The sequence below is a fragment of the Klebsiella sp. GG_Kp173 genome (genome assembly GCF_040062415.1).
In the GTDB taxonomy this organism is placed as follows: Bacteria; Pseudomonadota; Gammaproteobacteria; order Enterobacterales; family Enterobacteriaceae; genus Klebsiella; species Klebsiella quasipneumoniae.
The window spans coordinates 1-18700 of record NZ_JBEAFZ010000024.1 but is presented as its reverse complement, the minus strand read 5'-3'; the positions used below and the strand labels follow the sequence as shown (position 1 = coordinate 18700).

21 protein-coding genes and 1 pseudogene are annotated in these 18700 nt (G+C 59.0%); 9 read left to right on the top strand and 13 right to left on the bottom strand.

Features of this window, described 5'->3' with window-relative positions:
- Positions 1 to 34: 34 nt before the first annotated feature.
- A complete protein-coding gene (locus ABLU50_RS13105; RefSeq protein WP_004203721.1) occupies positions 35 to 1537 on the bottom strand; it encodes a UbiD family decarboxylase in 1503 nt (500 codons plus the stop codon).
- A gap of 121 nt (positions 1538 to 1658) precedes the next feature.
- Here ABLU50_RS13105 and ABLU50_RS13100 point away from each other — a divergent pair, with 121 nt between their 5' ends.
- Entirely contained in the window at positions 1659 to 2558 is a 900-nt protein-coding gene (locus ABLU50_RS13100) for a LysR substrate-binding domain-containing protein (protein WP_023317968.1), read from the top strand.
- On the opposite strand, the gene ABLU50_RS13095 is transcribed toward ABLU50_RS13100, so the two are convergent.
- Entirely contained in the window at positions 2555 to 4339 is a 1785-nt protein-coding gene (locus ABLU50_RS13095; protein ID WP_064150285.1) for a sensor domain-containing diguanylate cyclase, read from the bottom strand. The two genes, ABLU50_RS13100 and ABLU50_RS13095, sit on opposite strands and share 4 nt — an antisense overlap.
- Before the next feature lie 73 nt (positions 4340 to 4412).
- Entirely contained in the window at positions 4413 to 5621 is a 1209-nt protein-coding gene (locus ABLU50_RS13090; RefSeq protein WP_004203727.1) for an HD domain-containing phosphohydrolase, read from the bottom strand.
- 303 nt (positions 5622 to 5924) lie between these two features.
- On the opposite strand from ABLU50_RS13090, the gene fraE reads away from it, so the two are divergent.
- The 4 genes from fraE to ABLU50_RS13070 all read left to right on the top strand — a co-directional run bounded on the left by fraE (position 5925) and on the right by ABLU50_RS13070 (position 9663).
- A complete protein-coding gene (gene fraE, locus ABLU50_RS13085; protein ID WP_087832762.1) occupies positions 5925 to 6968 on the top strand; it encodes a fructose-asparagine asparaginase in 1044 nt (347 codons plus the stop codon).
- Between the two features lie 658 nt (positions 6969 to 7626).
- A complete protein-coding gene (gene lpxP, locus ABLU50_RS13080; RefSeq protein ID WP_087832761.1) occupies positions 7627 to 8541 on the top strand; it encodes a kdo(2)-lipid IV(A) palmitoleoyltransferase in 915 nt (304 codons plus the stop codon).
- Positions 8542 to 8630: 89 nt separating this feature from the next.
- Positions 8631 to 9269, top strand: a complete 639-nt coding sequence (gene leuE / locus ABLU50_RS13075; protein ID WP_004203730.1) for a leucine efflux protein LeuE — start codon at positions 8631 to 8633, stop codon at positions 9267 to 9269.
- 130 nt (positions 9270 to 9399) lie between these two features.
- Positions 9400 to 9663, top strand: coding sequence for a DUF2534 family protein (locus ABLU50_RS13070; protein ID WP_004203731.1), 264 nt, complete (start codon positions 9400 to 9402; stop codon positions 9661 to 9663).
- A 59-nt stretch (positions 9664 to 9722) separates the two neighbouring features.
- On the opposite strand, the gene ABLU50_RS13065 is transcribed toward ABLU50_RS13070, so the two are convergent.
- From ABLU50_RS13065 to ABLU50_RS13055, 3 genes are all read right to left on the bottom strand, one after another.
- The gene (locus tag ABLU50_RS13065; protein ID WP_004203733.1) at positions 9723 to 9848 is read right to left on the bottom strand and encodes a hypothetical protein; all 126 of its coding nucleotides are present in this window, start codon (positions 9846 to 9848) and stop codon (positions 9723 to 9725) included.
- A 192-nt stretch (positions 9849 to 10040) separates the two neighbouring features.
- Complete coding sequence (locus ABLU50_RS13060; protein ID WP_004150782.1) at positions 10041 to 10142, bottom strand: YoaK family small membrane protein; 102 nt, start codon at positions 10140 to 10142, stop codon at positions 10041 to 10043.
- A 57-nt stretch (positions 10143 to 10199) separates the two neighbouring features.
- On the bottom strand, positions 10200 to 11213 hold the full coding sequence (locus ABLU50_RS13055; RefSeq protein WP_087832760.1) for a sensor domain-containing diguanylate cyclase: 1014 nt from the start codon (positions 11211 to 11213) through the stop codon (positions 10200 to 10202).
- A 300-nt stretch (positions 11214 to 11513) separates the two neighbouring features.
- Between ABLU50_RS13055 and ABLU50_RS13050 the strand changes: the two genes are divergently transcribed.
- Positions 11514 to 11753 carry a DUF333 domain-containing protein gene (locus ABLU50_RS13050; RefSeq protein WP_049115115.1) on the top strand — a complete coding sequence of 80 codons (240 nt, stop codon included), beginning with the start codon at positions 11514 to 11516 and terminating at the stop codon, positions 11751 to 11753.
- Here the strand turns inward: ABLU50_RS13050 and ABLU50_RS13045 are convergent.
- Both ABLU50_RS13045 and ABLU50_RS13040 read right to left on the bottom strand, forming a co-directional pair.
- The gene (locus tag ABLU50_RS13045; protein WP_074194547.1) at positions 11743 to 12081 is read right to left on the bottom strand and encodes a DUF488 family protein; all 339 of its coding nucleotides are present in this window, start codon (positions 12079 to 12081) and stop codon (positions 11743 to 11745) included. The genes ABLU50_RS13050 and ABLU50_RS13045 overlap by 11 nt on opposite strands.
- A gap of 4 nt (positions 12082 to 12085) precedes the next feature.
- Positions 12086 to 12595: a DUF523 domain-containing protein gene (locus tag ABLU50_RS13040; protein ID WP_048294500.1), complete on the bottom strand. Its 510-nt coding sequence runs from the start codon at positions 12593 to 12595 to the stop codon at positions 12086 to 12088.
- Positions 12596 to 12740: 145 nt separating this feature from the next.
- Here ABLU50_RS13040 and ABLU50_RS13035 point away from each other — a divergent pair, with 145 nt between their 5' ends.
- Positions 12741 to 13433, top strand: a complete 693-nt coding sequence (locus ABLU50_RS13035) for a CTP synthase (RefSeq protein WP_004203741.1) — start codon at positions 12741 to 12743, stop codon at positions 13431 to 13433.
- Between the two features lie 31 nt (positions 13434 to 13464).
- On the opposite strand, the gene ABLU50_RS13030 is transcribed toward ABLU50_RS13035, so the two are convergent.
- The gene (locus tag ABLU50_RS13030) at positions 13465 to 14640 is read right to left on the bottom strand and encodes a CynX/NimT family MFS transporter (protein ID WP_165454877.1); all 1176 of its coding nucleotides are present in this window, start codon (positions 14638 to 14640) and stop codon (positions 13465 to 13467) included.
- Positions 14641 to 14747: 107 nt separating this feature from the next.
- Between ABLU50_RS13030 and ABLU50_RS13025 the strand changes: the two genes are divergently transcribed.
- Positions 14748 to 15542, top strand: a complete 795-nt coding sequence (locus tag ABLU50_RS13025) for a helix-turn-helix transcriptional regulator (RefSeq protein ID WP_072206980.1) — start codon at positions 14748 to 14750, stop codon at positions 15540 to 15542.
- Here ABLU50_RS13025 and ABLU50_RS13020 read toward each other — a convergent pair.
- From ABLU50_RS13020 to ABLU50_RS13010, 3 genes and pseudogenes are all read right to left on the bottom strand, one after another.
- Positions 15526 to 15972 (bottom strand): DUF441 domain-containing protein, encoded by a 447-nt coding sequence (locus ABLU50_RS13020; protein ID WP_004203746.1) that lies wholly within the window; start codon positions 15970 to 15972, stop codon positions 15526 to 15528. The genes ABLU50_RS13025 and ABLU50_RS13020 overlap by 17 nt on opposite strands.
- Positions 15973 to 16089: 117 nt before the next feature.
- Positions 16090 to 16590: a YbaK/prolyl-tRNA synthetase associated domain-containing protein gene (locus ABLU50_RS13015; protein ID WP_087832758.1), complete on the bottom strand. Its 501-nt coding sequence runs from the start codon at positions 16588 to 16590 to the stop codon at positions 16090 to 16092.
- Between the two features lie 95 nt (positions 16591 to 16685).
- Positions 16686 to 16842, bottom strand: a pseudogene (locus ABLU50_RS13010) (hypothetical protein).
- Between ABLU50_RS13010 and ABLU50_RS13005 the strand changes: the two are divergent.
- A complete protein-coding gene (locus ABLU50_RS13005) occupies positions 16837 to 17973 on the top strand; it encodes a glycosyltransferase family 9 protein (RefSeq protein ID WP_176391538.1) in 1137 nt (378 codons plus the stop codon). The pseudogene ABLU50_RS13010 and the gene ABLU50_RS13005 overlap by 6 nt on opposite strands.
- Positions 17974 to 18156: 183 nt before the next feature.
- Here the strand turns inward: ABLU50_RS13005 and ABLU50_RS13000 are convergent, their stop codons facing one another.
- On the bottom strand, positions 18157 to 18399 hold the full coding sequence (locus tag ABLU50_RS13000) for a DinI family protein (protein ID WP_004203750.1): 243 nt from the start codon (positions 18397 to 18399) through the stop codon (positions 18157 to 18159).
- Between the last annotated feature and the right edge of the window lie 301 nt (positions 18400 to 18700).

The following is an 18700-nucleotide window of genomic DNA, read 5'->3' as shown; positions in this document are numbered from 1 at the left end:
GCGTGTCCGGCGCCAGTCGCCCAGCTTGACTGACTTACTGACCGTGGCCGTTTTCCAGACGGGCGAAATACTCCGGAGCAAACGGACGCGGGTCGACATCGGCAAACGGCGCACGCTCAAAGTGTGGCTTCAGCGCCCAGGGGACCGTGCAGTCAAAAATCGTCTTGCAGCTGATACCTTCCCCGCGGATCGACGGACTGTATTCCGGCGTCTGGGAAGGATCGAGCTGGTGACCGCGGATACCGGGGAGGGTGGTGATGCTGACATCCCCCTGCATGCGGGTGGTCATCGCCCACAGGATATCGTCGCTGTCAAAGATATCGACATCCTCATCAACCAGAATGATGTTTTTCAGTTCGGAATAGGTCGCCAGTGCCAGCAGCGCAGCCTGTCCCTGACGACCTTCGTCGGCGGGCTGACGTTTTTTCACCTGCAGGATCCCCAGAAATTTACCGCCGCCCGCGGTGTGGGCGTAGACATTTTGTAAGAAGCCCGGGATGGCGGCCTCGACAGCATTCCAGATACTGGCTTCCGTCGGCAGCCCAGCGAGGGTGGTATGCTCTTCCCCCGGTCCCACCAGCGTCTGCAGGATCGCATTGTGCCGCATGGTTACCGCTTTGACTTTGATCACCGGCAGCGACGGGTTGGCGCCGCCGCAGTAGCCGGGAAATTCCGGCATCGCGTGGCCGCTGTTGGTGTGCTGATCCTCTCTGACGCGCACGCCGGGCAGCAGTTCGCCTTCAATAACGATCTCGGCGCGGGCGATGGCTTTCTCCGGGACGCTGACGCCCTGCACCAGCTCCACCGGGCGCTGACGCAGCGCGCCGGCCACGCCCAGTTCGTTATAGCCAAACGGCGTGGTGGGGGCTTCGAAGCAGGCGCCAATATAGATGGCCGGATCGAGACCCATATTGATGGTTATCGGCAGCGGTTTTCCGGCTGCCTCGGCTTTCTGGCGAAACACTTCGATATGGCGGCCGGCGGCAAGAAACATCGACAGCTCATCCCGGCCCTGCACGCACAAGCGGTGGATGGTGACGTCGGTGAGCGAGGCGTCGTCAGGATCGCTGGCCAGCGCCAGGCCCAGGCAGAAGAAGGGGCCGGCGTCGATCGGGGTGTTGGTAGGCGCCGGGAGCAGGGTGCGCAAATCAAAGTCCGGATCGTCGGCCAGAAAGATCTGCTCCTGACAGGGGGCGCTGTCGGCCGGGACCACTACCGGCGCGACCGGTGTTTTCACCGCTTTACCCACCTCCAGCGCCAGCTGCGAAGCTTCGCAGCCCAGCAGCAGCGCTGCCCGCTGGCGGCTGGCGTGCATGCCCACCAGAATGCGCGAATGCGGATAGCCCTTAATATTGTTAAACATCATCGCCGGGCCAATGCGGGTGGGGCGCTTCACGGTGCCGCCGGCGCCGATATGGCGATAGACGCCGGCCAGCTCGGCGTTAGGGTCCACCGGATGATTGGTTTCGAGGTACTGATTGTCATGCTGTTGCAGCAGCGCGATGGCGTCGCGCAGATCCTGAATCGGTGCGGTCATGATGTTCTCCTTAGCGTGTCGATGTGCACAGTATGCTTCGCAGGCTAATGGTTATCAATTGCATCATTTATGCTTTATTGATAACATTTTTATTATCAATCAAACCCACCGGAGTCCGGCCATGTCCTTGCGAGCGTTACGCCATTTTGTGGTCGTTGCCGAAGAGTTACATATGCACCGGGCGGCGGAGCGGTTGCATATCGCCCAGCCCGCCCTCAGCCAGCAGATCAAACAGCTCGAGCAGCGTCTGGGGGTGGTGCTCTTCTCCCGCGCTAACCGCCGTCTGACCCTGACCGCAGCGGGCGAGGCCTTTTGGCAGAAGACGCGGCTGGCGCTGGAGATGGTCGACCAGGCGGCACTGGACGCCCAGCGCACCGCGCGGGGCGAGCAGGGAAGACTGCATCTGGGGTATGTCTCCAGCGCGATGTACGACAGCAAACTGCCGGGGCTCCTGCGCGAGCTGCGCGCCGACTGGCCGGGGATTGAGCTGTCGCTGGTGCATGGCGATGTGCAAATGCTCTACGAAGCGCTGCTGGATCTGCGCCTGGATATCGCCATCATCCGCGCGCCGCTGGCCTCGCCGCCGGACGCGCTGGTGGTCAGGCCGTTTGTGCGGGAAAAGCTCTGTCTGGCGCTCTATCAGCAGCATCCACTGGCAGGGGTAGGGGCGCTCAATCTGGCCTCATTGCGCGCGGATAACTGGATCTCTCTTAACGATCCGCAGGGCACCGGGCTGGAGCAGGTATTTATTGACGCCTGCCGCGTCGCGGGCTTTACGCCGCAGGTGGCGCAGCGGATCAACGACGTCACCTCGATGATTAGCCTGGTCTCCGCCGGGGTCGGGGTGGCCCTGGTTCCGGTCTCGGCGCGGGCCTTACGCCTCGATAACGTGGTGTACATCGATCTTCAGGACCGGCTGGCGGAGAGTGAGCTGAGCATGGTTTACCACCGCCATATCCGTTCGGCGGTAGTACGGAAAGTCATCTCGCTGCTCAATGCGACTGAGCACTCACCCGGTTAACCGGTCTTCAGGCGGCCAAAGCTGACAATCCTTGAGCGGCCCAGCTCTTTCGCCCGGTACAGCGCAGCGTCCGCCGCGCGCAGCAGGCTGTCGCTTTGGGTATGCTGCGGATAGCTGGCGATACCAATCGACACATCCACCTGACCTATTTCGGTCAGACCATCGCGCAGCGTCATATTATGCACCTGGGTATAGATCTCGCTGGCGCACTGGTGCGCCTCGGCTTCGTCAATGCCGGGGAGCAGCACCAGAAACTCCTCGCCGCCGTAGCGGAAAGCCATGCCGATATCGCGCACCGCGCGCTGCACGATGGTGGCGACGCTCTTAATCACCAGATCCCCGGCCTCGTGGCCGTAGCGATCATTGATGGCTTTAAAATGATCGATGTCGATCATCAGACAGCTCAGCGGGGTGTGGGTATGGACCGCCAGCGCCATCTGTGAATGCAGCGCTTCGTCAAGATGATGGCGATTACGCAGGCCGGTCAGGGAATCGAACAGCGCTTTTTCCAGCAGGGCGCTGCGTAAACGCTGATTGGCCAGCGCCAGGCCCAGCGCTTCCGCCATCAGCTCAAGGTAGGCCCGGGAAGGGGCGTCACTGGCGGTAACGTTCTGAAAGGTCAGCAGCCCGATGGCTTCGCCCTGGGCGATAAGCGGTACGCAGAGCGACTGGCCGGCGTGCGCCTCCGGCAGATGATAGCAGGTGATATCGGGTTCGCCCTGCACCGGCGGATGGCTGAGTCCCCGACGTATCGCCCAGCAGTCGTCGGGTGAAAAGGGCGTCGTCTCCCCGGCGGGCGCCAGCCACTGCGCCACGCAGCGCATCTGCCAGGGATCGGTATCCAGAATATACAGTTTCCCGGGGATCGTCGGGGCGATATTCGGCGCAAACAGTTCCGCCACCTTAATCACATCCTCAATGGTTTCACAGCCCTGCAGCCGCTGGGTCATGCGCGCCAGCAGTTCGCGGATCGCCCAGTCGGCGTCGCGCTGCTGCTCCAGCTGCTGGCGGGCCAGGCCGTTCTCGCGAAAAATGCGGATGGCCTGGGCCATATCGCCAATCTCATCCACCTGAGTGAACTGCGGCGTCTCCACCGCATAGTCCTGGGAGGCGAGACGCTGCACCACGTCGCTCAGGCGAACCACCGGGTAGAGCACCCGGCGTTTGAGAATAAAGCCGAGGACGAATAAAAACATCAGGGCGGTCAGGCCGACCATGATTTCCGACAGGGTTCGCCAGATCCGCGAGCGGTCGGTAGCCTGGTCAATGGCAACGGCGGCGCGATTTTCGAGCATCTGGCGGAAGCGATCGATCTGCGTCTGCATACGTTCCAGCTCGGTCTCGTACGCTTTGCCATACAGTATCGCGATGGCCGCTGGCGCATCGCCGTTGGCGACATGCGCCAGGGCGGCCTGCTGTTCATCCTGAAGTTCAGCGGCAATCTGCAGGCCATCGTGCAGCAGCGCCAGCTCCTCGCGGTTGGCGCCGTTATCTTTCAATCTGGCCAGCCGCAGCTCAATGCTTTTGTCGCTCCGCTGCAGCTGCTGATACTGCTCCAGCGTCTCCGGCGAGGGCTTAACCACGTATAGCCGGGCGAGGTCAGACAACGCCCAGGCGTCGTTTTCCACCTCGTCGGAGAGGGTATCAAAGACCTGGCGCTGCTGTACCGCCTGGCGTTCGACGCGGTCAGCGCTGGAGGCCATGAGCATGGCGCTCCCGGATGCCAGCGTCAGGCCGACGGTGATCCCGTAGGCCCAGTTGGTGATGGTGGCGATTCTCACCCTGTGTTTCCTTGCATGCAGATGAAGCGGTTTTAATTATAGAACCCGCCCCCGGTTATGACGGCGGCCCGCTTCAGGGGCGGTGCTCGCTGCGGGGGTGTTCAAGGGTCTGAAGAATGATGGCGTGTAGCGTTTCCGCATGGTGGCGTAAAACGAGAAAGACATCGCGATCCAGAGCGCCATTTATAACATCCGTTTCCATAATCTGTAAGGCCTCCTGCCAGGCCATCCCTTTACGATAAGGGCGATTTTCGGTCAGGGCGGTGAAAATATCGGCGATGGAGATAATCCGGTCGGCGAGGGTCAGGTGATCCTTTTCGAGATGCAGAGGGTAGCCGCTGCCGTCCAGTTTTTCATGATGATTCGAGGCCCAGTTGATAATGTCGCCAAGCTCGCTGTAGTCGCTCAGGAGATCTCCGGTCATGTAGCTGTGCTCGCGTACCTGACTCAGCTCGTCGTCATCCAGCTCCCCCTCTTTTTCCAGAATAGAAAGAGGGATATAAACTTTACCAATGTCATGCAGATAGCCGGCAACCTGTATTTGCTGGCAGGTGGGCTCTGGCAGCTGCATCCAATGGGCAAGCTGGCGGGCGATTTCCCCGACCATAATACTGTGGCTGGCGGTAAAGCTGCTGTAGGTGTCGACAATTTTGGCAATCAGCAGGCAGACATCTTTCAGACCGTCAATATCCAGATATAGCGTGTTGATGGGGGCAATAATTTCCAGCAGCCGTTGAATATGCCCGGGATGCAGGTGCTGCCAGAAGCTCGCATTTTCAGCGACCTCGCACAGGGTATCGCAGAGCAGCGGATCGATCTCCCGGTGCAGGGTGACGAACTGCTCCACCACTGCCCGCGTGGGCCACGCGGCCACGCGGCTATCCGCCGGCAGCAGCCGTTCAAAGGCATCGGCGAAATAGACAATATGCTGTTCGCGGCTGCCACGGTGCTCCGGGCTAAAGTGGTGGTCGCGAATAAAGGGGACGATGGGCTGGAAGGTTGCTAACCCCTCAAGCATCGCCGCCCCCTGGCGCTGATGCGGATCGTGGATATTATCGATGGCATCCAGCGAATGGATGGTGCGTCTATCACCCAGTACGCCGATATCGTGCAGCAGCGCGGCGCAAAAAATGGTCTGCTGACGCTCGGCAGGCAGCTCCAGCCTTTGCGCCAGCGTCAGCGCGATTAAGGCCGTTCGTTGCATATGCCGGTGCAGTTCAGGGTTAATGATCTGAATGACGTTGGTGGTCAGCATCAGGGCCGACTTCAGGGCAATGCGCATTTCTGTTCTCCGTTCGCGTCACCTGGCGGGCATAAATGACCTCGAGGGTGACGGAAGTGTCGATAATCTGATCGCAATGCGTGTTGTGTGTTGCTGAACGGGTAAAATCTCATAATGTATGGGGTCATGGCGCCTGCCCGGTTCAGATCCAGTCATGCACCAGATTTGGGCGATGTTGAGGCGAGAACCTTATTATTGTCTGATAGTTAACCATTTACCCCCCGTAAAAGATATCAATTCTGGCAAGCCCTTTGCATTAAGCAAGCGTAAGTTTGATTAATGTCTATGAAGGGAGTGACCTGTATGAATTTTAGAGCATTACTTGCCATTGCGTTACTGGCGATAAGCAGCCTGGCGTTTAGCGAGACGCGTTTACCGCATATTGTCATTTTAGCCACCGGCGGGACGATTGCCGGCTCGGCGGCCAGCAATACCCAGACGACGGGCTATAAAGCCGGGGCAATTGGCGTGCAGACGCTGATTAACGCCGTGCCGGAAATCAGTAAAATTGCCCACGTCGAAGGTGAGCAGGTGGCGAATATCGGCAGTGAGAATATGACCAGCGATATTATTCTGCAGCTCTCGAAGCGGGTGAATGCGTTATTAGCCCGGGATGATGTCGATGGCGTGGTGATCACGCATGGCACCGACACCCTCGATGAAACCCCTTATTTCCTCAATCTGACGGTGAAAAGCAATAAACCGGTGGTCTTTACCGCCGCGATGCGTCCGGCGACGGCGATCAGCGCCGACGGGCCGATGAATCTGCTGGAAGCCGTCACCGTCGCCGCCGACCCGGATGCCCGCGGGCGCGGGGTAATGGTGGTGCTTAACGACCGCATCGGCGCGGCGCGCTTCGTCACCAAAACCAATGCCACCTCGCTGGATACTTTCCGGGCGTCGGAGGAGGGTTATCTTGGCGTCGTGGTGGGGGGAAAACCCCAGTTTGAAACGCGGGTGGATAAGATCCACACCCTGCGCTCGGTCTTCGATGTGCGTCAGCTGAAGGCCCTGCCGAAAGTGGTAATCATCTATGGTTACCAGGACGACCCGGAGTATATGTACGATGCGGCGATCGCCCATCATGCCGACGGTATTATTTACGCCGGCACGGGGGCGGGGTCGGTGTCGGTACGTAGCGCCGCCGGTATTAAAAAAGCGCAGCAGGCGGGCATCGTGGTGGTGCGCGCCTCCCGCACCGGCAGTGGCGTGGTGCCGCCGGACGACAGCCAGCCCGGGCTGGTGGCCGATTCCCTCAATCCAGCGAAAGCGCGTATTCTGCTGATGACGGCGCTGACGCAAACGAAAGATCCGCTGCTGATCCAGCAATATTTCCACACCTACTGATCCTCTGCCGCCGGGGCGTCCATCACGTCTTCGCTGCGGTTTGCCCTACAGTGACCCGATGTCGGGTCACTGTCCGCGCTAAACACGGTGCTTTATGCCGGTAAGGCGTAAAGAAATATTTTTTCAGCGGCGGGTAAGGGCGGTATTAACGCGCAAACAATTGCCAGGGCGCTTATTTTTAAAGCATCTTTAAATAAGTCTATTCTTAATTATTCCCTTAAGGCGATTTTAATATTCCTTATGCTGACGGATAAAAAATGAGTCACGCTGAAGGGGGAACCCTTTTATTTTTTCGCGGCACAGACGAAGAGCTTGGAGACGCGGGCAGGCTGCGGGCCGTGTGGCTGAGCGGGCATCAGACCCCGGCAGACAAGGCGTTCTCGCGTCGGGTTTCGATTATGTCCGGTAGTAACGCTGATGATTAGCGTGAAAATGATATGCACGATGAATATATTAAGAAGAGGATAAGATTTAAGTTTACATTTAGTAACATTTGTGCCGCAATTATGTTTTTTTGTCAGCACGCTGTTTTTTACTTGCCGGAGGGAATTTCAGCGGATTAGTATTGTCCTACTTGCTGTACGTACCGCCTAATGATGATAAATGGATTCTGTTTTCCTTAAGCGTTACCACATAATTAATGTTTACAGGAAAAATCATGGCCTGCGTATTTAATAAACAACTTTTACACCCGCGCAACTGGCTGACCTGGTTTGGGCTCGGCATCCTCTGGTTGATTGTACAACTGCCTTATCCGCTACTGCATTTTATCGGCACCAGCGCGGGTCGTCTTTCCCGACGTTTTCTCAAACGCCGCGAACATATCGCCCGGCGCAATATTGAACTCTGCTTCCCGGAGATGTCGCCGGCGGCGCGCGAGACCCTGATCGATCAAAACTTTATGTCGCTGGGAATGGGGCTGATTGAAACCGGCATGGCCTGGTTCTGGAGCGACGAACGGGTCAAAAAATGGTTTGATGTCGAGGGCTTTGCCAACCTTAATCATGCGCTTAGCGGCGGGAAAGGGGTGATGGTCGTCGGCGTGCACTTTATGTCGCTGGAGCTGGGCGGGCGCGCCATGGGGCTGTGTCGTCCAATGATGGCCACCTATCGTCCGCATAACAGTCCGCTGATGGAGTGGGTGCAAACCCGCGGTCGCCTGCGCTCGAACAAAGCGATGATCGATCGCAACAACCTGACCGGCCTGGTACATGCCTTAAAATCAGGCGAGGCGGTATGGTTTGCTCCGGACCAGGATTACGGCCCCAAGGGCAGCGTGTTTGCGCCGTTTTTCTCCGTCCCGCAAGCGGCAACCACCAACGGCACCTATGTGCTTTCCCGCTTATCGGGGGCGAAAATGCTGAGCGTCAGCATGGTGCGCAAGCTGGATCGCCAGGGCTACAGCTTGCACATTAGCGAAGTGATGAATGATTATCCGGGTGAGGATAAGCAGATCGCCGCCGGCTATATCAACAAGGTGATTGAGCGCGAGATCCTCCGCGCCCCTGAGCAGTATCTGTGGGTGCATCGCCGTTTTAAAACCCGCCCGCTGGGTGAACCTTCCGTCTATTAACCTTCCCGCACAGGCTGCGCTTTCAAAATCCCGACAGTTGGGGTAACGTGAGCCGGATCATGTTTTAGTCGTGCGCGAAGGAGTGCAGAGTGTTCGCTGAGTTTGGTGTTCTGAATTATTTGACTTACCTGGTCGGGGCGGTGTTTATCATCCTCGTCCCTGGCCCTAATACGTTTTTTGTGCTGAAGACGGGCATTGCCCACGGCGTGAAGAAAGGCTATCTGGCGGCGGCGGGCGTCTTTATTGGCGACGCGGTGCTGATGTTTCTGGCCTTTGCCGGCGTGGCGACGCTGATTAAGACCACGCCGGTGCTGTTTAACGTCGTCCGTTACCTCGGGGCGATTTACCTGCTGTGGCTGGGGGGCAAAATGCTCTATGCGGTGCTGACCCAGCGTGACGGCCAGGCCGACGCCAGCGCAGAGCCGGCGAGCGCGATCCTCAAGCGTTCCCTGACCCTGAGCCTGACCAACCCGAAAGCGATTCTGTTTTATGTGTCGTTTTTCGTGCAGTTTATCGATGTCAACGCCAAAGCGCCCGGGGTGGCGTTCTTTATTCTGGCGCTGACCCTTGAGGTGATTAGCTTCTGCTATATGAGCTTTTTGATCCTCTCCGGCTCGTTTGTCACCCGCTACGTCAAAACCCGCAAGAAGCTGGCTAAACTTGGCAACAGCCTGATTGGCCTGGTTTTCGTTGGGTTCGCCGCGCGCCTGGCTACCCTGCAGTCCTGATCCCCACGGGCCGGTTACCCACAGACCGGCCCGCCGCCTCTTATTCTGTCCTGTAACAAAAACCCTTCATTTTTTATTGCATTGGTGTTACATATACAGCCGTTTATCGCTCAGCAAAAAGGAAGCCCGGATGATTCTGCAAAAACTCCTCAGCAATAAAAACTGCAAAAAATACTGTCTGTCGCTCGCGGCGGTGTTTGCTATCGCGCTGGCGGTGGTGGGACGGGCGACCTTTGGCGGCGTGGTGAGCGAGTACAATATGCCGTACTCGGAGTGGACGACGTCTATGTTCTTCCTGCAGGGGGCGATGGTGACAGTTTACAGCATCGTCTTTACCGCGCTCTTCGCTATTCCGCTCGGCTTTATTTTCCTCGGCGACGAGCGTCAGGATTAAGCGTCAACGGGCGAACTACGGTTCGCCCTGTCTTATCGGCTCATCAACAGCGTGAAGCATTAATCATCGTCATGATAATGGTGATGGTGGTGGTGGCGATGGTGGTGATACCCATCGTCAACAATGCATCCCGATAACAGCGTGCACAGCGCGATAATCAACGGTAACACGATCGGCTTTTTCATCCTTACTTCTCCCGCTATTTTTCTTTCCCCGTGGCCGAGAATGCCGCGGCGGATAACGTGAGTGTAAAGCGTTAACTTATTGATGGGATAGGACAACTCCGCAATATCGTCGCGGCGATCACCACCAGCCGAACTGGGCGCCGGCCACCGCCACGATGGCGACAACCAGCATAATAATGGTGCTTTTTTTCATTATGCCCCGCCCGGCGCCGCATAGCCGCCGACAAAAAACCAGCCGAGAAAGACGACGGCGATGATAAAGATCGCCACCGGGAAAAGAATACCCAATTTCATGATAGTGTCCCTGTACCCACGAATGATGCCCTGCATGATACTGGATATCGCGTGACTTTAGTCAATATGAATAAAATTCTCCTGCCGGCGAGACTTCTTATCCTGATACATCGCCTCATCGGCAGCGCGTAAGGCCGCTTCAACATCGATACTCTGCGGATCGCAGATGACCACCCCGAAGCTGGCGCCCTCATAGTTGATACGCTGTTCGCCGAGGAAGTAGACCCCGCACAGGGCCTGGCGCAGGGTGGTGACATACGCCTGCTGCGCTGCAGGTGGCTGGGCGCTACCGACGATCAAAAACTCATCGCCGCCAAGGCGGCCAACGATATCTTCACGGCGCGCGACGGCGGTGAGTCGTTCACCGACCTGCACCAGAAAGCTGTCGCCGCACGGATGGCCGAACCGATCGTTAATGGCTTTGAAACCGTCGAGATCGATAAAAATGAGCGCGACCTGTTGCTGCTGAGCGCGGGCGGAGGCAAAGCGTAGCGCCAGTTGCTTAAACAGCGCGCGGCGGTTAGGGAGCTGGGTGAACTCATCGGTAGACGAGTGCAGCTCCAGCGCGACGTTTGCCGCCTGCAGCTGTTGCACCAGGGTGTCTTTTTCCACGTAGTGGGAAATGAGCTTCGCGAACAGGCCCATGACCTGTTCACCTTCAAGGTTATAAGGCTGTTGTTGCCGGCTGGTGGCGCAGAGGGTACCGAACAGAGATCCGTCGGCCAGGCGCACAGGAATGCTTAAAAAGGTGGCGATCCCCAGCTCCTGGGCGGCGATGCAGGAGTGCCAGCGACGGGCGACGTCATTGCTAAACGTACACTGATCCTCAAGGGCGCGTTTGCACAGGGATTCATCCCAGGGGACGGAAAACCCTTCCGGGATCTGCATTTCGCTGCTGTTGTGGGCGAACATGATCTGCTGCCGCTGGGCGTTGATATCGATGCGGGTAAGGTAGGTGGACTCCATTCGCGTCACCGCCTCCAGCATCTCCAGCAGCTGGCGCACCAGGGTTTCCAGGGACTGTTCCGTAGCGAGGGTTTGCGACACCCGGGCAAGAATAAAATCTGACATGAATAATACAGCTCCAGCACGCCAAACGTCACCCCAGCATATTGGGCTGCAAACGGACATCAGCGTCGAATAAACAGTGATATTTTTAAATTTATCACATCTTTCTGGGGAATACTTGTCGACTCGCCGGGAAAAAAGCCCCGTCGGGGGCGACGGGGAAAAACTCATTGATTATGGAATGATCTGTTCTCTGGTCAGTTCGAGAACAGGGGCTACTCTACGGGGGAAAAGTGCAGGCAAGATGGAGAAACCATGGAGATTCAGGCTAAAATCCCCGGGAATTGGAGAAAGGGAGAAAAGATGAAAAAGTTACTGGCTATTTTGCCCCTGGCGCTGGCCGGCTGTGCCCAGCCGCAGCCCACCGCGCCGACGAAAACCATCGGCATGCCCAATCCCGCGGCGGTCTACTGTCAGCAATCCGGCGGCATCCGGGTGCCGGTGCAAACGCCGCAGGGCGTCAGCACCCAGTGCAAGCTGCCCAGCGGCGAAACTCTCGATGAGTGGGCGCTATGGCGCCGGGACCATCCGGCTAAATCGTAACCGGCAGGGCCGCCAGCCAGGCGGCCAGCACCCGGGCATGATTCTGCTCGGTGTTCTTCGCGGCGTACAGCAGCGTCAGCGTCTGGCGCTGCGCCAGCGCCGCCAGCCGCAGGCCCGTGTCGCGATGGGCGTCGAGCTCCTGAAGATAGCGCTGGCTGAAGTGGTCGAAATCGATCGCCTCGCCGTGAAAGGCTTTCCGCAGCTCAGCGGACGGCGTTAACTCTTTACACCACTCATCACAGGCCAGCGCCTCTTTTTTAATCCCCCGCGGCCAGAGACGGTCGACCAGCACCCGGTAGCCGTCGCTGCTTTCCTGCGGATCGTACACCCGTTTACATTGAATCATCATCCTGCTCCCTCTGTGCCATCCAGGCGAGCAACTGCGGGATCTGCCCGTCGGAAAATACCGTGATGCCGTGGGCGCGCAGCAGCTCGGCGGCCACGCCGACGCCCGCTTTGCGCCGCCCGCGAAAGGAACCGTCATAGATAAACTGGCTGCCGCAGGTGGGGCTGCCGTCGGTGAGTAACGCCGCCTGACAGCCCGCTTCCCGGGCGGCGCTGAGCGCCAGCCAGGCGGCCAGCTGATAATGTCCCGTGACGTCGCGGCCGTCGCTTTCCACGATCCGCGCCCGTCCGGCAAGCACATCGCCGCCGGCGCCGCCGACGATCTCCGCCGGCAGGCGGGGCGTCGGCAGACCGGCCGCCAGCTCCGGGCAGTGGATCACCAGACGATCCGCCTGCTGCCAGCGGGACAGGGTCGCCGCCAGCTGCGCCTTCTCGCTACCGTTATATCGCACCTGGAATCCCATCAGGCAGGCGCTGACCAAAAGCTTACTTTTCATCCTCTCTCCCTTTTGCGCTTGCTCCAGTATACCTCACCCGCTGGCCACGGCGGTGGGGTGAAAATAAGGATTGTGTTCCACAGAGGGGATCGCTATCCTGACGTGCCTTGTGCTGCTCGTCTCGTCCAGACATAAGGAACCTGCTATGAAAACCCCTTTACGCCTCGCCCTTGTCGGCGATTATCACCCCGATATTGTTGCCCATCAGGCCATTCCCCTGGCAATAGACGATGCTGCCGCCGTGCTGGAGCAGCCGGTGAAATATGACTGGCTCGCCACCCCGTCGATCGCCTCCGGCGACGCGCTGGCGGAGTACGATGCCGTCTGGGTCGTTCCCGGCAGCCCGTATCGTCACCCGGAAGGCGCGTTTACCGCTATCCGCTATGCCCGTGAAAACAGCATTCCTTTCCTCGGCACCTGCGGCGGCTTTCAGCACGCGGTGATTGAATACGCCCGTAACGTGCTCGGCTGGCAGGATGCCGGTCATGCGGAAACCGACAGCGAAGGGCGGATGGTGATCGCGCCCCTCAGCTGCTCGCTGGTGGAGGCTTCTGCCGTCGTCGAGCTGCGGGCGAATACGCTGATTGCCCGCGCCTATGGTCGGGAGAGCATTGAAGAGGGCTACCACTGCCGCTACGGTGTGGACAGCGCGTTTGCCGCGGAGCTGGAGCAGGGCGATCTGCGCGTCACCGGCTGGGATGAAGAGGGTGAGATCCGCGCCGTCGAGCTGGTGACGCACCCGTTTTTTGTCGCCACCTTGTTCCAGCATGAGCGCCACGCGCTGGACGGGCGTCCTGCGCCGCTGGTGCAGGCGTTGCTGCGCGCCGCGGCACAATAACCCTACCGGCAGCGTCCGCTGCCGGTCATCTTCAGGGATGAATCTCCCGGTCGCGCCCGGCGAGGGCGCCGCAGATCGCCATCACCAGCGAAATCAGCGCCACCGCCAGCAGCGGAATATGCCAGTCGCCATTGGCATCGTGGATCCTGCCCATCAGCGGCGGTCCGCAGGCGGCCAGCAGATAGCCGACGCTCTGCGCCATCCCCGACAGCGCCGCGGCCTGGTGCGCCGAGCTGGCGCGCAGGCCGATAAACGTCAGGCCGAGGATCATCGTGGCTCCGGAGCCAAAGCCGAACAGCAGCGTCCAGCCGATCGCCAGCCCTGGCAGTAGCCACAGCCCGGCGGCGCTGATGGCGCACATCAGGGCGACCAGCACCGCGATCCCGCGCTGGTCGCGCAGCCGATGCAGGATCAGCGGTATCGCCAGGCCGGGCGCAGCGGTCGCCAGCTGCAGCAGGCCATGCAGCGAGCCGGCCTGCGCTTCGCTATAGCCCATACTCTGCAGAATCGACGGCAGCCAGCCGATAATCACGTAATAGACCAGCGAGTTGATGCCGAGGAACAGCGTCACCTGCCAGGCCAGCGCCGACCGCCAGATCCCCCGGTTATGCATGGCGCCTGAGCCGGTCAGCGGGGCCTCCGCTTGACGCCGGGACTGCGGCAGCCAGCTGAGGAGCGCCAGCAGCGGAAAGATCATCAGCATCAGCAGCGCCCCGCGCCAGCCGAATCCGGCCATCGCCACGGGGACCACCAGCGCCGAGCCTAGCGCCGCTGCGCCGCCCATCGTCAGGGAATAGGCGCCGGTCATCCGCGCGACATGCTGCGAGAAATCCCGTTTAATCAGCCCGGGCAGCAGCACGTTACCCAGCGCAATGCCGCAACCGATCACCGCCGTGCCGATAAACAGCCATGCAGCGGAGGGCAGGGAGCGCAGGGCAATGCCGGCGCAGATCAGCAGCATCGCCAGCAACAGGCTGCGCTCCATGCCGAACCGGCGGGCAACCCCTGCGGCCAGCGGCGAGACAAGGCCAAAGGCCAGCAGCGGCAGGGTGGTGAGCAGCCCGGTCTGCGCGGTGGTCAGGCCATAGTCGCTACGAATCGCGTCCAGCAGCGGCGCCGCGCCGGTAAAGACCACGCGCAGGGTGGTGGCGATGAGCAGGATACCGGCAATCAGCAGCGCGGAGCGGCGGCCGGTGGAGGAGGTCACAGAAGACATATCATTCTCAAGGTAACTAAAGAGGGGGGTTACGATAGCGACTTTGTCCTCTGTTTAAATCAAGCTAAAATGACAGATTATCGCTAATATCGGACAACATGATGATCGGACTGGGTCTGGATGGTTATGAACCGGACAGTGGCCACGAATCGGCCATTGCCTTTCGTATTCGGGTGGTGGAGGCGGAGCAGTATATTCCGGCGCATTCCCACCGTAAGGGGCAACTGATCCTCGCCCTGCACGGCGCCTTAACCTGCGAGGTGGAGAACGCGATGTGGATGGTGCCGCCGCAGTATGCGGTGTGGGTCCCGGGGCAGCTTTCCCACAGTAACCGCGCCACCCCCGGCGCCCAGGTGTGCTTCCTGTTCATCGAGCCGGGCGCCGCGCCGATGCCGGACCGCTGCTGTACGTTAAAGATTTCCCCGCTGGTGCGGGAGCTGATCCTCGCCCTGGCGGAACGCGGCGGGGAGTCGCTGGCCGCCCCCGCCACGGCCCGGCTGGTGCAGGTTCTGTTTGATGAGCTGCCCCGTCAGCCGCAGGAGCACCTGCAGCTGCCGGTATCGAACCACCCGAAAATTCGCCAGATGGTGACGATGATGGCCGAGGATCCGGCGCGCTGGCAGACCCTGAGCCAGTGGGCGGCGGAGTTCGCGATGAGCGAGCGCAATCTGGCGCGGCTGGTGGTGCGTGAAACGGGGCTGAGCTTTCGCCGCTGGCGCCATCAGCTGCAGCTGATCCTTGCACTGCAGCTGCTGATCCGCGGGCAGACGGTGCAGCAGACGGCCCAGGCGCTGGGCTACGACTCCACCACCGCCTTCATCACCATGTTTAAGAAAGGGCTGGGGCAGACGCCGGGCCGCTATCACGGCAGCCTGGCTACGACTTCCCAATAAACAGCGAGATGATCCCGGCGGCAATCAGCGGCCCGACCGGGACGCCGCGAAACAGGGCGACGCCGAGCACCGTACCGACCAACAGCCCGGCCACCAGATGCGGCTGGGAGCCCATCAGCGAGACGCCGCGTCCGCCAAGCCACGAGACAAACACCCCGACCGCAATCGCCAGCAGCGATTTCCAGTTCATAAAGGAGTGGATCAGCGTCGATGGCGGCAGCGTGCCGCTGGCGATGGGCGCCATCACGCCGATAGTCAGAATGATGATCCCGACGGTCAGGCCCTGCTTCTCAATCCAGGGAAAGAAGGCGTTCAGCGGCGTGACGCGCACGATAATCAGCACGAGGATGGAGATTGCTACGGTGGTGTTATGACTGATAAAGCCGAGCGCCGCCAGACCCAGCAGGATCAACAGGGTGGTATCAAACATGTACAGAGGTCCTTGCCAAAAAAAGAATGCCAAAAAATATCCCGCTGACTCTACGCATCGTGGCGTGAATAAACAGGATTTTTACGCCATGCGGCGGAAATCAGGGCCGATGCCCGATTAGCTAAGACGGCGAAAGGTCGCGATCTCCGGTCGGGCGATATGTAAATAGTCTTCGGTATCGAGAATGATCGATCGGTCCAGGCGCCCGGCGTTAAAGGCGATTTGTGGAAAGCGCTCAAACAGCAGCGGGTCGGCCACCAGCCGCAGCGCCGGATGGAAACTGAAGGGGGGAATGGCGCCGAACGCGCAGGAGGTGAGCGCTTCCACTTCCGCCGGGCTGGCCAGCGAGGCTTTGCTGCCGCCGATATGCCGGGCCAGGCTGGCGAGGTCGGCCTGCCGATCGGCGGCGAGGATCGCCAGCACATGCTGGTTGACGCCGTTTCCTTTGACTTTACAGACTAACGCTTTCGCGCCCTGGCCAAGCGCGGTGCCGCGGATCGCCGAGACGGCTTCGCACTGGCCGACCGCCTCGTGCGCCATCACCCGATAGCGCGCCTGATGTTCGTCGAGCAGCGCGCACAGCCGCTGATGGATATTACCTTCTACTGCTTCAAGCATAGCGTCCTCCTGACTTCATAAAGCAGCCAGCTTAGCGCTGTTGCGCCGGCCTGCCAACGGTGGGCCGGCAAATTCACGATTCACTCATTATTGCTTCACAGTGCTGTGGTGCAATCCCGCAGGGCTGGATGAGTTTTGTAAATAAAAAAAAGAATGATTTTCATTTTCAATCGAACTTTTTTTATTTCACTCAGTCTCTATCGGACGACACAGAATATTAATGATTGCCGTAATGAGGTTAGGATGATGCACGATGCAACCATGCAGGGCTCCCCACGCAAGAAGTTTAATAAAATAAGGGAGCTCAACAGACGGCGAAATTACTTTACTAAGAAAGTACGTAATGCCCTGCGGGTGGGCGTGGCGAAAGCGCTCTGGGATCGCCGACGCCGTCAGCCGGTGGATTTGTCGTCCGCGAAAACCGTCTTACTGATGCGCAATGAGGGGGCGGTCGGCGATGTGGTGGTGGATTCCGCGCTGGTGAAATGCCTGCATCAGTCAGGCTATATCGTTGATTTCCTGCTGACGACCTCTAATAGCCAGGTGATGCGTTATAACCCGCGGATCCGCTATATTTATGAAGCTGAACCGGTTACGTCAGCCGATTTTTTGCGAAAATTTAATCATAACGTTCCCCGCGATGTTATTAATGAACTGGCTAATAATAAGTACGATATTATTATTGACCCTTCGCTGTTCGATATTCCCGTGCATCGCCTGCGGCTTTTCCGACAAATAAAAGCGAAATCGGTGCTCGGGTTTAATAAATGGCCGTCGATTAAGCATTATTCCCACTCTTTTGATTTTGACTGCCAGCGTTGGCACGTGACGAAAACGTTCGAGTTGATCGCCGATTATCTCAAACTGGACACCCGCGGGCTGGACGCTTACGACCTGGCGGTGCCCGGGCCGATTATGCAGGAGGTGGCGCAGTATCTGGCGTCGCTGAGCAGAAAAGCAATAGTGATTAATATTTTTGCCGGCCATGGCGACCGCAGTCTCTCGCAGACGCAGTTGGCCGAACTGCTCGACAAGCTGCTGGCTCGCCATCCGGGGATCGCGGTTATTCTGCTCGATCACCGGCGTGAGATCCGCATTCCGCTGCCGCCGGAGGTGGTGATTAACCCATTTAACACGTTACACCATGCGATGGCGCTGATCGCCCTGGCGGAGCTGATTATCTCCCCGGACACCTCGGTGGTGCACATGGCGGCGGCGTGGAACAAACCGCTGATCGCGGTCTACAAGGACGTTCTGCTTAATAATCGGCTGTGGGCGCCGGGCTATGACAACGCCAGACAGATTATTGTTAAATGCGGGAAGGTGCATGAGCATCGCGAACTGGTGGATAGAATTATAGCGGCGCTACCGGAGACGCTGTGAGGGCGATGAGGAAAGGCCGGCAGGCATGCCCGTGAAGCTCACCTGCAGGCCGTATGCAAGAGCCAGCAGGTGAGCGAAGGTTGCATTGCCAGTCTGCAACCGCCGCTATTGTACTGTTGCCCGTGGCTCTGCCACATCCAGGAAAGCTCTTAAAGAGGGGGGCGCCGCGACTAACGGGCGGCATTACTCTTCAGTGAGCCACATGTCCGCCTCTTCAAACATCTCCTGCACCGTGCGGCTGATCAGCTCTTTTTCATGCTTGCTGGCGTCGGTGTTGATCGCCGGCAGCGTCATCATCGGCTTCACGCGCACTTCCGCCTCCGGGAAAATGCGCTGCATGCGTTTGGTCAGCTCGTTAAGAATGGTCTCTCTGGCGCCCGGCAGCCCGGCAAAATTGCGCTTGTCATAAATCAGTTCCACAAACATCTTCTGTCCTCTGTATGCTGATCGCGGGCGTTAGTTTTACTGTATTAATGTACAGTGTCAAGCGAATGCCGCGGCGCGGCGCATCTACCACCTCGCGCGGCGGGCGGGCTGCGCGCAAAAGCAGCAAACGGTTCGCGGGCGCTGAAGAGGACCCCCATTGACATCAAGGAGTTATTTCAGTGCTGGCGATTGATAGCTGGAGCCGATATTGACCGGCAAAACAGGCAAAACTACTGTATATATATTCAGTGTGCGCCGGGAGACCGGTAAAGATCAAGGGGTGAAAGTCCCCGACCATTGA

Coding starts and splice junctions, on each gene's coding strand:
- ABLU50_RS13105 (WP_004203721.1), bottom strand. CDS start 1,537: ATGACCGCACCGATTCAGGATCTGCGCGACGCCATCGCGCTGCTGCAA.
- ABLU50_RS13100 (WP_023317968.1), top strand. CDS start 1,659: ATGTCCTTGCGAGCGTTACGCCATTTTGTGGTCGTTGCCGAAGAGTTA.
- ABLU50_RS13090 (WP_004203727.1), bottom strand. CDS start 5,621: ATGCGCATTGCCCTGAAGTCGGCCCTGATGCTGACCACCAACGTCATT.
- fraE (WP_087832762.1), top strand. CDS start 5,925: ATGAATTTTAGAGCATTACTTGCCATTGCGTTACTGGCGATAAGCAGC.
- lpxP (WP_087832761.1), top strand. CDS start 7,627: ATGGCCTGCGTATTTAATAAACAACTTTTACACCCGCGCAACTGGCTG.
- ABLU50_RS13070 (WP_004203731.1), top strand. CDS start 9,400: ATGATTCTGCAAAAACTCCTCAGCAATAAAAACTGCAAAAAATACTGT.
- ABLU50_RS13065 (WP_004203733.1), bottom strand. CDS start 9,848: ATGAAAAAGCCGATCGTGTTACCGTTGATTATCGCGCTGTGCACGCTG.
- ABLU50_RS13060 (WP_004150782.1), bottom strand. CDS start 10,142: ATGAAATTGGGTATTCTTTTCCCGGTGGCGATCTTTATCATCGCCGTC.
- ABLU50_RS13055 (WP_087832760.1), bottom strand. CDS start 11,213: ATGTCAGATTTTATTCTTGCCCGGGTGTCGCAAACCCTCGCTACGGAA.
- ABLU50_RS13050 (WP_049115115.1), top strand. CDS start 11,514: ATGAAAAAGTTACTGGCTATTTTGCCCCTGGCGCTGGCCGGCTGTGCC.
- ABLU50_RS13040 (WP_048294500.1), bottom strand. CDS start 12,595: ATGAAAAGTAAGCTTTTGGTCAGCGCCTGCCTGATGGGATTCCAGGTG.
- ABLU50_RS13035 (WP_004203741.1), top strand. CDS start 12,741: ATGAAAACCCCTTTACGCCTCGCCCTTGTCGGCGATTATCACCCCGAT.
- ABLU50_RS13025 (WP_072206980.1), top strand. CDS start 14,748: ATGATGATCGGACTGGGTCTGGATGGTTATGAACCGGACAGTGGCCAC.
- ABLU50_RS13020 (WP_004203746.1), bottom strand. CDS start 15,972: ATGTTTGATACCACCCTGTTGATCCTGCTGGGTCTGGCGGCGCTCGGC.
- ABLU50_RS13015 (WP_087832758.1), bottom strand. CDS start 16,590: ATGCTTGAAGCAGTAGAAGGTAATATCCATCAGCGGCTGTGCGCGCTG.
- ABLU50_RS13005 (WP_176391538.1), top strand. CDS start 16,837: ATGCACGATGCAACCATGCAGGGCTCCCCACGCAAGAAGTTTAATAAA.
- ABLU50_RS13000 (WP_004203750.1), bottom strand. CDS start 18,399: ATGTTTGTGGAACTGATTTATGACAAGCGCAATTTTGCCGGGCTGCCG.